11 protein-coding genes are annotated in these 12,815 nt (G+C 32.6%); 5 read left to right on the top strand and 6 right to left on the bottom strand.

Going from position 1 to position 12,815, the window contains the following annotated elements:
- Positions 1-2 precede the first annotated feature (2 nt).
- From AAGE00_RS03120 to AAGE00_RS03100, 5 genes are all read left to right on the top strand, one after another.
- The gene (locus AAGE00_RS03120) at positions 3-992 is read left to right on the top strand and encodes a phytanoyl-CoA dioxygenase family protein (RefSeq protein WP_063630629.1); all 990 of its coding nucleotides are present in this window, start codon (positions 3-5) and stop codon (positions 990-992) included.
- A complete protein-coding gene (locus AAGE00_RS03115) occupies positions 993-2,768 on the top strand; it encodes an ABC transporter ATP-binding protein (protein WP_063630621.1) in 1,776 nt (591 codons plus the stop codon).
- Position 2,769: 1 nt separating this feature from the next.
- Positions 2,770-3,819, top strand: coding sequence for a GntG family PLP-dependent aldolase (locus AAGE00_RS03110; protein WP_341815369.1), 1,050 nt, complete (start codon positions 2,770-2,772; stop codon positions 3,817-3,819).
- Positions 3,816-4,859, top strand: coding sequence for a threonine aldolase family protein (locus AAGE00_RS03105; RefSeq protein ID WP_211908064.1), 1,044 nt, complete (start codon positions 3,816-3,818; stop codon positions 4,857-4,859). The genes AAGE00_RS03110 and AAGE00_RS03105 overlap by 4 nt, the downstream gene beginning before the upstream one ends.
- A gap of 140 nt (positions 4,860-4,999) precedes the next feature.
- On the top strand, positions 5,000-6,145 hold the full coding sequence (locus tag AAGE00_RS03100) for an MFS transporter (protein ID WP_341815326.1): 1,146 nt from the start codon (positions 5,000-5,002) through the stop codon (positions 6,143-6,145).
- A 17-nt stretch (positions 6,146-6,162) separates the two neighbouring features.
- Here the strand turns inward: AAGE00_RS03100 and AAGE00_RS03095 are convergent, their stop codons facing one another.
- From AAGE00_RS03095 to AAGE00_RS03070, 6 genes are all read right to left on the bottom strand, one after another.
- A complete protein-coding gene (locus tag AAGE00_RS03095) occupies positions 6,163-7,470 on the bottom strand; it encodes a UDP-glucose dehydrogenase family protein (RefSeq protein WP_264376873.1) in 1,308 nt (435 codons plus the stop codon).
- 47 nt (positions 7,471-7,517) lie between these two features.
- Complete coding sequence (locus AAGE00_RS03090; RefSeq protein WP_341815325.1) at positions 7,518-8,417, bottom strand: DMT family transporter; 900 nt, start codon at positions 8,415-8,417, stop codon at positions 7,518-7,520.
- Positions 8,418-8,873: 456 nt separating this feature from the next.
- Complete coding sequence (locus AAGE00_RS03085; protein WP_265044350.1) at positions 8,874-9,767, bottom strand: helix-turn-helix domain-containing protein; 894 nt, start codon at positions 9,765-9,767, stop codon at positions 8,874-8,876.
- A 49-nt stretch (positions 9,768-9,816) separates the two neighbouring features.
- The gene (locus AAGE00_RS03080) at positions 9,817-10,722 is read right to left on the bottom strand and encodes a helix-turn-helix domain-containing protein (RefSeq protein ID WP_019236554.1); all 906 of its coding nucleotides are present in this window, start codon (positions 10,720-10,722) and stop codon (positions 9,817-9,819) included.
- Between the two features lie 79 nt (positions 10,723-10,801).
- Positions 10,802-11,932 carry a hypothetical protein gene (locus tag AAGE00_RS03075; protein WP_341815324.1) on the bottom strand — a complete coding sequence of 377 codons (1,131 nt, stop codon included), beginning with the start codon at positions 11,930-11,932 and terminating at the stop codon, positions 10,802-10,804.
- Between the two features lie 106 nt (positions 11,933-12,038).
- On the bottom strand, positions 12,039-12,701 hold the full coding sequence (locus AAGE00_RS03070; protein WP_230609182.1) for a RadC family protein: 663 nt from the start codon (positions 12,699-12,701) through the stop codon (positions 12,039-12,041).
- Between the last annotated feature and the right edge of the window lie 114 nt (positions 12,702-12,815).

The raw sequence follows: 12,815 nt of genomic DNA, 5'->3' as shown, positions 1-12,815 counted from the left end.
ACATGGAAACATTACAAAAAAATGGTTTTTTTATTATCAAAAATCTGGTTCCTTTAGAGCTAATAACTCAGTCTTTAAGTGATATAACAAATAAGATATCAAAGCTATCCCAAGAACTAAGTGTTTCAACTTCTGACTACTTAAACTGTACCGGCAGATGGGGCACGTCATCTCGAGTAACTAGAATTATCTCTCAAGCATTAGATAAAATTATTAAAAATTACCTTGAAAAGTCACTTCAGTGTCAGATACTGCAGAAAAAATCAAATGTTATATGTAAAACTGCTGATTTAATAGATGCAGTTCCCTTCCATCAAGACATCTCCTATAGTTTCAATGATCCTTACCACTTTTCTGTTTGGTTAGCTTTGAATAATGTAAGTGAAACTTCAGGTGCACTGCAAATTATAGAAAACAGTCATAAATGGGAAATACAGCCTTTAGTTGATTTTTGGTACCCATATTTTTTTGATCAGTACTCAAGTAATCGGGAAAATTACAAAATTAAGTCACTACCTATTTCAGCAGGAGATGCGATAGTTTTTGATTCACGGTTATGGCATGGTAGTGATAAGAATACAGATGCTAAAGATAGATTTGCTTATGTAACAAGGTGGATTATAAAAGATCAAGACCTTCCCTATGTGCCAAAACCTCAGCCTTCAGTTTTTGGTATACTCAATTGTGGTGAGTTAACAGAATCTATACTGAGAGAATGCTTGTCATTGTTTGGCTACCAGGAAAGTATAAAAGCAAAAAACATGGAAGAACTTATCAAGAGCTGGTTAGCCTTTATTACAGACACAACTACAAATATTTCTGAGATCGACACTACTGAGGCTAAGCGAGATTTATATAAGCTGCTTATTCTAAATCAAGCATCAGCACTACATGATGCTGGAGACATCTCAGGAAAAATATACAAAAATTTATGGTTTTCACTACTTGTATTTCTCAATAAAAAAGTTAAAGTAGTGGAGCTAGCATTGTAAATGAACAGAAGTAGAGTTGATAGCTTCAAATGTGTATTGATGTTCATCTTGAATATAGTATCTAAATTCAAGCTTAATGTACTTATAATGTCTTTAGTTGCTCTGGTGGTAGCTGTTGATTTGTCTTTTAGAAAGTATTTAGTAAAAAATATTCTAGATACAGCTGTAAAATATCAGGAAGGTAATGTAATTGAAAATCTTTTATTACCTGTAAGCGCTTATCTTGGCATGGCATTACTTATCACTACTGCTTTTAGATTCTATGGCTATTTTGTTGACATTCGAATGTTTACCTTAATGCGTCAAAAAATAGCTGATATATCTTTTTGTAGGCTACTCCAACAAGACCATTCCTATTATCAGAACAATTTATCTGGAAGCTTAGTACATAAGGTCAGTAGCTTAATGGATAGTGTGATAGAGTTAATAAGATTGCTTATAGATTGTTTTTTCGGTTACAGTATAGCATTAGTCTTAGCTATTTATACCTTATCATTAGTAAACATAAAGTTTGCAATCGCTACATTCACTTGGGTAAGCATTTTTATTTTAGTCTCGATTTTCAGCTTTCGTGTACTTACTGAACTAGCTGATAATTACTCTAAACAAAATTCACAAGTAATAGCTAGTATAGCAGATAGTATTTTAAATGTTATATCAGTAAGGCTATTTTCTCAGCAAGCACATGAGAGACACAAATTTTTTCAAATATGCAAGAAAAGAACTATTGCAGAGAGAAAATTGCAGTGGGCATACTTTTGTCTTTGGTTTATATATGGCTATTCATTCGATATACTCCAAGCAGTAAACTTGTATTTTTTAATTCATGATTATCAATTGAACAAAATCGCAATAGGAGATATTGTTCTTGTACTTGGAATTAATATATCGATTATAGAGTTTCTTAACCATCTAACTAGAAATCTTACCCAATTTTCTACTCATTTCGGCAAAGTTTCAGATGCATTGCCAATCTTGAATACCGTACCAGAAATTCAAGATAAGGAAAATGCTAAAGAATTAAATTTATTAAGTGGAAGAATAACGTTTAACAATGTTTCTTTTTCTTATGAAGGTCAGGAGCCATTATTTCAAGATTTCTCAGTTACCATTAATCCTTGCGAAAAGGTAGGTCTAGTTGGTTATTCTGGAGGTGGTAAATCTACTTTTATAAACTTAATCCTAAGGCTATTTGATGTTAAAAAAGGTAATATAGAGATTGATAATCAAATAGTATCAGAAGTTACACAGAGTTCTTTGAGGCAACAAATATCTGTAATACCTCAAGACCCATTGTTATTTCATGATACTATTTTAGCAAACATCATATATGGTAGACTTCAATCTACTATCGAAGAAATAATGAGAGCTGCAAAGCTGGCTGGTATTCACGATTTCATTATGACTCTACCAGATCAATATGGAACTACAGTCGGAGAAAAAGGCATCAAACTATCTGGAGGAGAAAGACAAAGAATAATAATAGCAAGGGCATTTTTAAAAAACGCTCCAATATTATTTCTTGATGAACCAACTAGTCAGTTAGATTCTATAACAGAAAAAACAATTCAAATGAGTTTATTTAAACTGATGCAAAATAAAACTACGATTACTATAGCACACCGTATTTCTACACTTTTACACATGGACCGAATTCTAGTATTTAACAAAGGAAAAATTGTCCAAGATGGTAAACACGCTGAATTAGTTTCTAAGCAAGGTCTTTACAAGGAACTTTGGAATGCTCAAATTGGTTGTTTGAATGGCAAGAAATAAGATGGAAAAAATTATTGATCTGAGAAGTGACACTACAACTCTGCAGAGCTCCAACGTTATACATGCAATAAGTAATGCAACTGTTGGAGATTTTGCTTATGGTGAAGACAAAAGCTGTAATGACTTATCAGAATATTGCAAACAATTATTCAAAGTAGAAGAAGCATTATTTGTAACCAGCGGTATGCTTGCAAATAGATTAGCCATTGCCAGTCAAACAAGTCCTGGTGATGAACTAATAACTAATTATAATTATCACATTAATTTTTTCGATAGTGCAGGCAATGCAAAAGTAAATAATATCGTATTTAATTGTATTAGAAATAATAGCGGAATCTTAGATGTTGATGAAGTAGAATATGCTATTAATTCTAAGCCGAGGTATAAAATTTTTGCTCAGGTGAGTCTTGTTTCTATAGAAAATAGTATAAATGGGTTTAATGGTAAAATTTATCCTTTTGAAAAACAAGTCGAGTTATATCACTTTTTAAAAGCTCACAATGTAAATCTTCATTTAGACGGTGCAAGAATATTTAATGCTCATATCGAAACAAATATTGCTTTAGCAGATTATGCTAAATATGTGGATACAATGAGCTTTTCTTTTACTAAAGGACTTGGCGCTCCTTTTGGTTCAATGCTTATGGGTAAAAGAGAGATAATTGAAAGGGCTAAAAAGCTACAGGTTTGGCTAGGTAGTGGTTATCATCAGATAGGGTATTGTGCTAATGCAGCAAAATACGTACTACAGAATAATATCTCTAGGCTTAAAGAAGATAATAAGCTCGCTAAATTGTTTGCAGATAAGATTAAAGAAATTCCACACATAAAACTGGTACTACCTTATCCAGAAACTAATATAGTAAGCTTCAGTATAAAAGCACTAAATGTAACTAATGAGGTTTTCTTGAGTAAGTGCCAAGCTTATGGTTTATTGCTTTTTCCTTGGCTCGAGTCTCATATAAGAGCAGTTACCCATCTTGGCACAAAGGAAACAGAAATCATGAAAGCTGCTGAAATTATAAAGGAGGTTGTGTTAAATTTAATATGAGAATAAAAATAGATTTCTTTAGCGATTCAAACACTGACCCTTCAGCTAAAATGAGGGAAGCGATGGCTAAAGCAAAAGTTGGAAACGAAGCTGCATGTGAAGATCCAACTGTAAACGAATTAGTGGCAACCGCATGTAAAATATTAGGTAAACCTGCAGGAATCTTTTTGATTTCAGGAACGATGTCCAATGTAATTGCTTATAAAGTACACATTCAAAGACCTGGTGATTACTTGCTGCTTGATGAAACTTCACATCCACTCATAGTACAATCTGGCTTGATCGCAGCCCAGGCACATGCCACTCCTTTGCCCATCAAAGGTACGAGAGGAATATTTACTGGAGAACAAATTGTTGAGTTTATTACTCGTCCTAGTTTAAGAAATATTCCGAGAGTTGGGCTTGTTTCTATCGAACAAACGACAAATTTTGGTGGTGGAGCTGTGTGGCCTTTAGAATATATTCAAGAGATCTCAAGTCTCTGCAAAGAGAATGACGTATTCACTCATTTAGATGGAGCAAGACTGTTCAACGCTTGTGCTCATACTAAAATATCTCCAAAAGAGTATGCAAGTTATTTTGATTCGATATTTATTGATTTTAGTAAAGGATTAGGTGCTCCAATGGGCGCAATATTGCTTGGAAGTGAAGATTTTATTGAAAAAGCTTGGTACTATAAGTTTCAAATTGGCGGAGGTATGCACCAAGCTGGCATTATTTCAGCTGCATGTTTATATGCTCTACATAATAATGTAAATTCTTTAGAAGAAGATCATAAAAAAATGCAGCACCTTATAGAAGGCCTAGGCTCTATAGATCAAGTTATAATTGATATCGACCTGTATAAAACTAATATAGCGTATTTTTCATTACATACTAATTGTATATCTACTCAAGAATTAATAAACGTACTAATGACAAATTATGGAATTAGAATGGCTAACATCAAAGGTAAAATCAGAGCTATAACACATAGAGATATAAGCTATGAAGATATTAATACTACTGTATCTGCTATAAGAAAGATACTAAGTAAGTAATTTTCTGCACTAATTGTTTGCAAACTTCTTGTCAAACAATATTATACCAATATAGTATTATGCTAGCATCTGCATAGAGCTATTTGGGAATAGGTGTGAACTTTGTCTTCTTTCAATATTTACTATTCTTCTGTGGATATATGCTGCTTTATTTATCAAGACAAAGTATACCAATTGCTCTACCACTGTTAATAGATACTGACCATGTAAAATTAAGCTATTTTTTTGCCTGCTTTTCTTTTTTTTATGGAGTATCAAAATTTGTTAATGGAATAATCATGGACTCCAAAAATAATCCATTATTTATGTTTGGGCTATGCAATATTGCAACTGGATTATTAACCATTGGTATAACTTTATCATATAATAATCTAACTTTATTACTGTTAACATTAATATTATTAGCTTGGACACAAGGGTTAGGTTGGCCAGCTATTACAAAGTTTATGGTTACAAACTCTAGCATCTCTTCAATTGCATCATCATGGGGAGTTATGAGCTCATCTCAGCAACTTGGTTCTTGTATTACTTTAATTGTATTACCAAGTATAATTAAAATATATGATGCAAAAAGTGCATTTTTGTACTCTGGTTTCTTATGCTTACTTTTTGGAATTTATATAATATTAAAGGCATATTACAAAGAAAGTGCCAACTTTACTACCTATTATAAGGTGCAGAAATCTCAAATAGGTATCAAGGTAACAAGTTCCATATGGTTTCTATGTTGTGCTACTTTTTGTGCTTATATTATAAAAATGGGAATCTTCTTTTGGTTTCCTATAATTTTAAAGAATAAATTACAAATTTCTCTTGTACAATCCTCACTAATAACAGGCGTATATGATTTAGGTGGAATCCTTGGAACTTTAATAACAGGAAGAATTAGTGATATGTACTTCTTTCAAAATAGAAGCTTGCTGGCATCACTTTATATGTTGGGTATAGCACTCACTTTTATTGCAATGAACTTTGGTCAAAACATAATTCTTATGAACCTTGGTGCAATCTTATCAGGATTCTTTATATTTGGAGTGCAAGTACTGACAGGTGTTATAGCTGTAGAAATTGCTCCACAAAATAATGTATGTGCAATTGTAAGCTTAACAGGATTATTTGGGTATATTGCAAGTTCAATATTTTCATGCGTGCTCTTAGGAGTACTTGTTAAGCACTGTGGTAACAGTATTATGTTTTCATTTTTTTCCATTTGCTCTGTTGTTGCACTCGTTTGCTTTTCCATACTATCAAGCAAAGATCTAAAAAAACTAAGTAAAGCGGTGTAAAAAAAATTTCTCAACAGTTAAACTTTGTAGATAGACTTTTTACCCAAGGAATAAACATGGTAACCATATCTTAGTAATAGCTCGCTATCTAATAAATTACGGAAATCAAAAACATTAGGTGCAGCCATAATACTCTTTAAACTTGCAAAATCTTGATTTTTAAATTCTTTCCACTCCGTTAACAATAACAAGGCTTCCGCGTCCCTTGCAGCCCCTATAGCATTGTCCGCGTATTCTATATCCTTTAGAACTTGCCTAGCATTATCCATCCCCATTGGGTCATATGCAGTAATTTTAGCCTTGTTATTCACTAACAATTGTGCAATATCTATAGCTGGGCTATTTCTTACATCATCAGTACCAGACTTAAAAGTTAGCCCCCATATTGCTATTTTTTTATTTTGGACTCCATTTAATACATATTCTACCTTTTTAGCAATGTTTGTTATATGATTATAGTTAGATTCTTTAACTGAATTTAAAATTTGTAGCTTAACATTGTAGTCTTCAGCAAGCCTTAATAAAGCTGACAAATCCTTAGGAAAACATGATCCTCCAAATCCTGGACCAGCTTTGAGAAATTCCTTACCTATTCTATGGTCCATTCCCATACTGTTAGCTAAAAGGTCAATGTCTGCTCCTAATAGCTCACATAAACCTGCCATCTCATTGATAAAAGCAACCTTTGTTGCTAGAAAGGCATTAGAAGCATATTTAATCATTTCAGCAGTAACTGTATCAGTGACTATTAACGGAATATTCTTATCTATAAATGATCTATATATAACTTCTAGTTTTGCCCTAGCTAGCTTAGTTTTTACTCCTATTATTATCCTATCTGGGTATAAAAAATCTGATACTGCAGAGCCTTGCTTGAGAAACTCTGGATTAACTCCTAAATCAAAGTTATAGCCCTTATTAGATAAATAATTATGTATATTTTCTGCAGTACCAGGAGGAACAGTTGACTTTATCACTATTAAGCAATCTTGATTAACTCTCTCAGAAACTTCACTTACTGCATTATATACATTCTTTAAATTTGCATTTCCTAGGGAGTCTGATGGAGTATCTACAGTTACAAATACTACTTCTGTATTGGGATTTATTTGAGAATACGAATCAAAAAATCTTATCCTTTGTGACTTTATATTATTCTCTAAATAATCTGCTAATCCAGGTTCATATAGAGGAATTTTCCCTGATTTCAAAAGTTCAATCTTCTCAGTATTTATGTCAATGCAATCAACTTTATGGCCCTGCTCAGATAACATTGTACCAGATACTAATCCTACATACCCTACTCCTATAATAGTTATGTGCATTTTATTATCACCTTAAAAATATAGCTTAGCATCTAAAATAAATACCATTAACAATTATAAACTTTTGTTGTTACATTATTTTTCTTAATTGCCTTACCTTCCGAATAAGCTATAAATAAGGTTGATGGTATTAATATCAAAGTACCATATAAAGCACTTTTATCAGGTAATTCATTAAATATAACGTATGCTACTATTGCAGAAATTATTAGCTCTATGTATCTATAAGGTGCAAGTGCAGTAGCATCAGTAAGAGCAAAAGCTTTTAACATGAAGAACAGAATTAGGTTTGAACTTATTCCTAAAATCAGCAGTAATACTAACTCCAACAAGGAAGGCATATGCCAATAAAATAACAAAGATGGAGTGGAAAAAATTGTTGTTGTTAGAGCTGAGTAAAATAATATACTTATTATTGTCTCCTTCATTACAAGCTTCTTATTAAGTACATCTAGTATAGCGAAGATTAATGCGGATACAATAAAAATAAGAATTTTAGGATTAAAATCCTCACTATAAGCTTTAGTAGTAATAGCAATACCAATAAAACCAATGACAGCTACTACCCATCTTTGCCAAATTATATTTTCTTCCAGAAAAGGAATTGCAAGAAGCATAACAAATAATGGTATTGAGAAACCTATAATCGTTGCAGTTACTATGGGGAAAACAGTCAACCCGTAAGTCCATAAGGTCATTCCACAAAACAACAACCCACCCCTGGTTATTTGAGTAGATATTTGACTTGTTTTAAAAGTTTCTATTCCATAGTAAAACATAAAAGGTACAAGGGTAATAGTGGTAAACAGAAAGCGGAAAAAAATTATTTCAAAACTCTGAAGGTGTAAACCGAGACACTTTGATATAGTATCATTAACTACACTACTAAGTAAACTGAGTATAAACCAGGTAACTCCAAGCAAATAAGCTCTTAGTCTGTGATCCATAAAACTCCAAATTTAATATTTTATGAGATAACTTTACTGTACAAAAGATCAATAATAGAAAAGGTTTCTTCTATCTACTGTTTAACCATATTCATAAATATTTAGTAGAAATAATTTGAGAAGTGTTATATAAAATGCAGCTTTATTGCATAATTTTAATAAACAGAAATGCTAACTGATTTTTTTGTAATATATGATAATACTTGCGAATACTCTCACATTATCAGGAAAAGTAATCGGGAGTACTGACGGCTGTGGCGATTTTACCAACTAGCTCCTCTGCTAGCATTAGCAATATGTGTTTTCAGCATCAATTTTAAAAGCATTAAATTTGAAGTTTATCAAACAACACGAATTAGCAGCAAAACTTTATGAAAATGCTTCAGTTGAGTTAGCTAAACAAGGATTTATAATGGTTAATATATTGACTATTTTTACTTGTATCTTAAACACAATTCAATTTTCACACTCATCGGCAGTTAGGCCACTTGCTCGCAAAATAACATCAGTAGAAACACCCGCCTTCACTAGATTTTTCGCAACCTTGATCTTTTCTGTTTTTTTAACTTTCTCTTTGCTATTCTTCATATCCCTAGATAAAAATTTCTTCACTAATTCTTGCTCTTCAGTTTTTCTTAGTAAATTAAGTAGTTCACTATCTTCATTTGTTTTAGGCAGCAGAACTTTAATATTCACTGATAATTCCCCTGCTATTTCATATAATTTATCAAATGATATTTCAGTATATCCTTTTTCATATTCGTGTATTTCCTTGAGTGTTACACCAACTTTATCCGCCAAATCTTTTTGAGTATACCTTCTTATCAATCTCCATTCTCTTATTCTTTGCCCTACTCTGTAATATATAGAATCAGTGCAGATTTCTCTCTCTGTATTATCATACTCGTAAATAGATAAGCCGGTTGCTTGGGAAATTATGTCAACTGAAACTCCTTCTTTAACTAGATTTTTTGCTACTTCTAATCTTGCCTCCTCTTGATTGATTTTCTCGCTAATATGAACAAACCTGATTAATGAAGGTACTATTTTGCCTAACTTTTGATTCTCGTATATTTTCGTTAGATAGAGTATTTCCTCGTCTTCATAGCTGTCTTCCCTTACTATTACTGGTTCAGGTAATAAATCTACAACGTCAACTGATAATACTCTTGCTATTATATATAGTACTTCAATTGGAATAGGAATATACCCATCTTCATAGCTGTTTACTTCTTGGTATGTTAAACCTATTTGACTTGCTAATCCTATTTGAGTATGCCCTCGCATTAACCTACAATTTTCTATTCTTTGCCCTATTCCGTAACTAACATTGCTTGCAGAAACAAACATTTATCCTCCATTTAAGAAAAAAACTTTATTGCTATAATTTTTTTACGAGCTATCCATCTAAAACCATATCAATAGATAAACCTACCGCTTGCAAAATAGTATCAATAGAAATTCCACCTTTTACTAGATCCTTTGCAACTTTAATCCTTTCTATCTCTCTCACTTTCTCCTCACAAATACGTATCCCTTCAAACAAAGATTTTATTAGTGCATGACGTAGTTCTTGGCTCTCAATTTCTTTGTATTCTTTAATCAAATTCGGTAGCTCATTTTCCACTTTACTACCTTCATCTTCCTCTGTTAGTAGATCTGTAATACTAATCGATAATGTTTCTGCTATCTCATATAATTTTCCCAGTGGAGTAGCTACGCGTCCTTGTTCATAGTTGCTTATTTCGTCACGTGTTGTACTCATTTTCTCCGCTAAATCCTTTTGAGTATACTCTCTCACTAGTCTCCATTCCTTTATCTTTTTGCCTATTTGGTAGTAGATAGAACCAACTTTTTCTTCAACACATTCATCAGCAGACAGACCAATTGTTTTTGCAACAATATCAACAGAAACTCCTGCTTTAACCAGACTCTTTGCAATTTTTATTTTTTCCGATTTTCTACTACTTTTCTCACTAACTTGGACAAATTTGGTTAGCAAACAAAACATCTTACGTAACTCCTGATCGTTAATCTTTTTATATTCTCTTACTAGATTTAATATTTCTTCTTCATCTTCAAGACAGCTTTTTGATACAGGAATAAGATCCGTAATACTGATTGATAGTGCCTCAGTTATAGCATACAACCTTTCAATTGGAACTCTACGATTCCCTTTCTCATATTGCAATATCACCCAGTATTTTACACCAATTTTCTCTGCTAAATCTTTCTGAGTGTACCCTCGCTCTAACCTCCAGCTTTTTAATTTTTCTCCCACTTTATAATCTAGACTTTTTTCCACAAAAAGAACCTTGCATATAATATTTTCTATTATAGCTCAAAGGCTCCAGATATAATAGCCAGACTCTGGAACCTTTAAATTAAAGTGCCCTACAAGTTTCTTTACTATTTTCACGTACTTTGTCTGCCCATGAAAACAATTTTTCACTTACTTCCTTCTGCTTTTCACTCCATATGCCACATCTAGTGAAACTACCTCTTTCTACCGCTTCTTTAAGTTTCACTCCTCCAAAGAGACAGTTTTTTCCTATTTCTTCGCCTCTTTTTTGTAACTCAGCCCACATTTCCTTATTTTCTACTCTCACTTGCACCTGATCTGCCTCTTGGTACAATATAATATTTAGCTTACCAATGCTTGTAGGAAATTCTAACATGATAGAGCTGCCATCTGAAATATCGGTATAGTTTCTTATACCTCCCTTCTCACTTTTAACTTCAACTGCATCATTACCAATTTTTAAGATATTACTTCCTAACTTTCTGTTTGCTTCCAGTATTTTGGCTACCTCTACCTTACTATTCCCAGAAAATTCTATATACGATGTTGTATTATCTATCTCAACATCTATTAATTCTCCTTCTTGCACAGCATTTTCGCCAGCTTCCTCTAGCTCTTCTAGTTGCTTATCTATCTGTGGCTGAACTTCTGGCTGTAGCTCATTATAGATTTCACCTATCAGTTTATTCTGCAGTAGAGTATCATGAAACTCTGCACCACTTAGCATTAATTTACGTATTAGCTTTTTACGATCAGCCTTATCAAATTTATGAAAATGTGTGCCCAGTATCACATATTCCGCGAAGCTCCATTCTCCATCATTACATGCATTTAGCCTTGCTCCAGAAGCTAGTACTTTGTCTATAACTTTGTGCAATTCATTTACGTTTTTTGCCTCTACTATAGAACTCTTAAACCAGCTCAGCTTCTCTGTATTTGGCTTTATTTTTTGCAAAACTGAGGCAAATGGATTTTTATCTTCTTGATCACTTACAGGTTTTGTGCCATATATATAATCAAGTCCTTTTCCATAGTTGATTTTGTTTTCGCGAACGTTTCTGCTAGGGAAAGGCATTGTATCTTCCAGTTTTATCTCCTTCTGGCTATTAATTTTACTCACAAATTTAGACTGCTCTATATCAACGCTTTCAAGAGCACCAAATATTTTCTTGTGATTAACATTAGTCTTTTTATTCTGATCTTTACTAGTCATATAAACCTCATATTAAAAATACTTTTTAAGTGTACAATAAACTTTGTTATTATACATTATATTACTCATTATAAATTAATATGAGTAGATTTGCAAATACTTTCTGCTATAACAATCCGTTTTCTCTAAAGCTAAAATAACCCCCACTTGTAATGATAATATGATCAAATAATCTAACGCTTACAGTACTACATGCTGCTGCTAAGCTCTTTGTTACTTCTTGATCTTCTTCTGAAGGTTCTAAACTTCCCCCAGGGTGGTTGTGTGACATTATTACTAATGTTGCATTCTTTATTAATGCTTTTCTTGTAATTTCCTTTATGTATACTGGTGCTTTTTCCATTTCACCAATATAGGATTCTTCTCCAATTAGTTGACGCCTTTTATTCAAGTACAGTATTTTTACACATTCCCTTTCTGAGTGGCCTATACTTACGTTTAAGTACTCTACTAGCCCTTGTAAGTCCATTATTGGCTCACTTTTGAGCTTTTCTCTCAGTACCCTTTCTAGTGTTTCCTTAACACACATAATCATTGCTACTGCAGAATCAGTTACTCCTTCTATAACTTTCAGGTCATCCATTTCTCTACCTAAAATCCTTCCTACTCCTGCATAAGTATTCACCAGATTTTTAGCAATTTCTTGAGCTTGCGGCCTTTCATGTACTGCACTTAAAAATGTTTCCATTATTTCACGATCAAGTAGTGCTTTGCCTTTGCTTTCTAATATTCTGAATTCTATTTCTTCTTTATTCTTATTATTATTCATATAATTTACCCTTCACTAACAACAAACTTTTTTTTTAATATTTACTGCTTTATCAGCATTGGCATAGAGCCATAGCTTCCGAGTGAAGTCAAATCAATTTTTCAATCTTTTTTA

Origin of the sequence: Wolbachia endosymbiont (group B) of Aricia artaxerxes, from assembly GCF_964026975.1 — a bacterium.
Classification (GTDB): Bacteria; Pseudomonadota; Alphaproteobacteria; order Rickettsiales; family Anaplasmataceae; genus Wolbachia.
The sequence above is the reverse complement of the archived record's forward strand: the minus strand, read 5'-3'. Positions and strand labels throughout refer to the sequence as shown.

Excerpts from the sequence above, each read along its gene's own strand:
- AAGE00_RS03120 (WP_063630629.1), top strand. The coding sequence starts at position 3 with ATGGAAACATTACAAAAAAATGGTTTTTTTATTATCAAAAATCTGGTT.
- AAGE00_RS03115 (WP_063630621.1), top strand. The coding sequence starts at position 993 with ATGAACAGAAGTAGAGTTGATAGCTTCAAATGTGTATTGATGTTCATC.
- AAGE00_RS03110 (WP_341815369.1), top strand. The coding sequence starts at position 2,770 with ATGGAAAAAATTATTGATCTGAGAAGTGACACTACAACTCTGCAGAGC.
- AAGE00_RS03105 (WP_211908064.1), top strand. The coding sequence starts at position 3,816 with ATGAGAATAAAAATAGATTTCTTTAGCGATTCAAACACTGACCCTTCA.
- AAGE00_RS03100 (WP_341815326.1), top strand. The coding sequence starts at position 5,000 with ATGCTGCTTTATTTATCAAGACAAAGTATACCAATTGCTCTACCACTG.
- AAGE00_RS03095 (WP_264376873.1), bottom strand. The coding sequence starts at position 7,470 with ATGCACATAACTATTATAGGAGTAGGGTATGTAGGATTAGTATCTGGT.
- AAGE00_RS03090 (WP_341815325.1), bottom strand. The coding sequence starts at position 8,417 with ATGGATCACAGACTAAGAGCTTATTTGCTTGGAGTTACCTGGTTTATA.
- AAGE00_RS03085 (WP_265044350.1), bottom strand. The coding sequence starts at position 9,767 with ATGTTTGTTTCTGCAAGCAATGTTAGTTACGGAATAGGGCAAAGAATA.
- AAGE00_RS03075 (WP_341815324.1), bottom strand. The coding sequence starts at position 11,932 with ATGACTAGTAAAGATCAGAATAAAAAGACTAATGTTAATCACAAGAAA.
- AAGE00_RS03070 (WP_230609182.1), bottom strand. The coding sequence starts at position 12,701 with ATGAATAATAATAAGAATAAAGAAGAAATAGAATTCAGAATATTAGAA.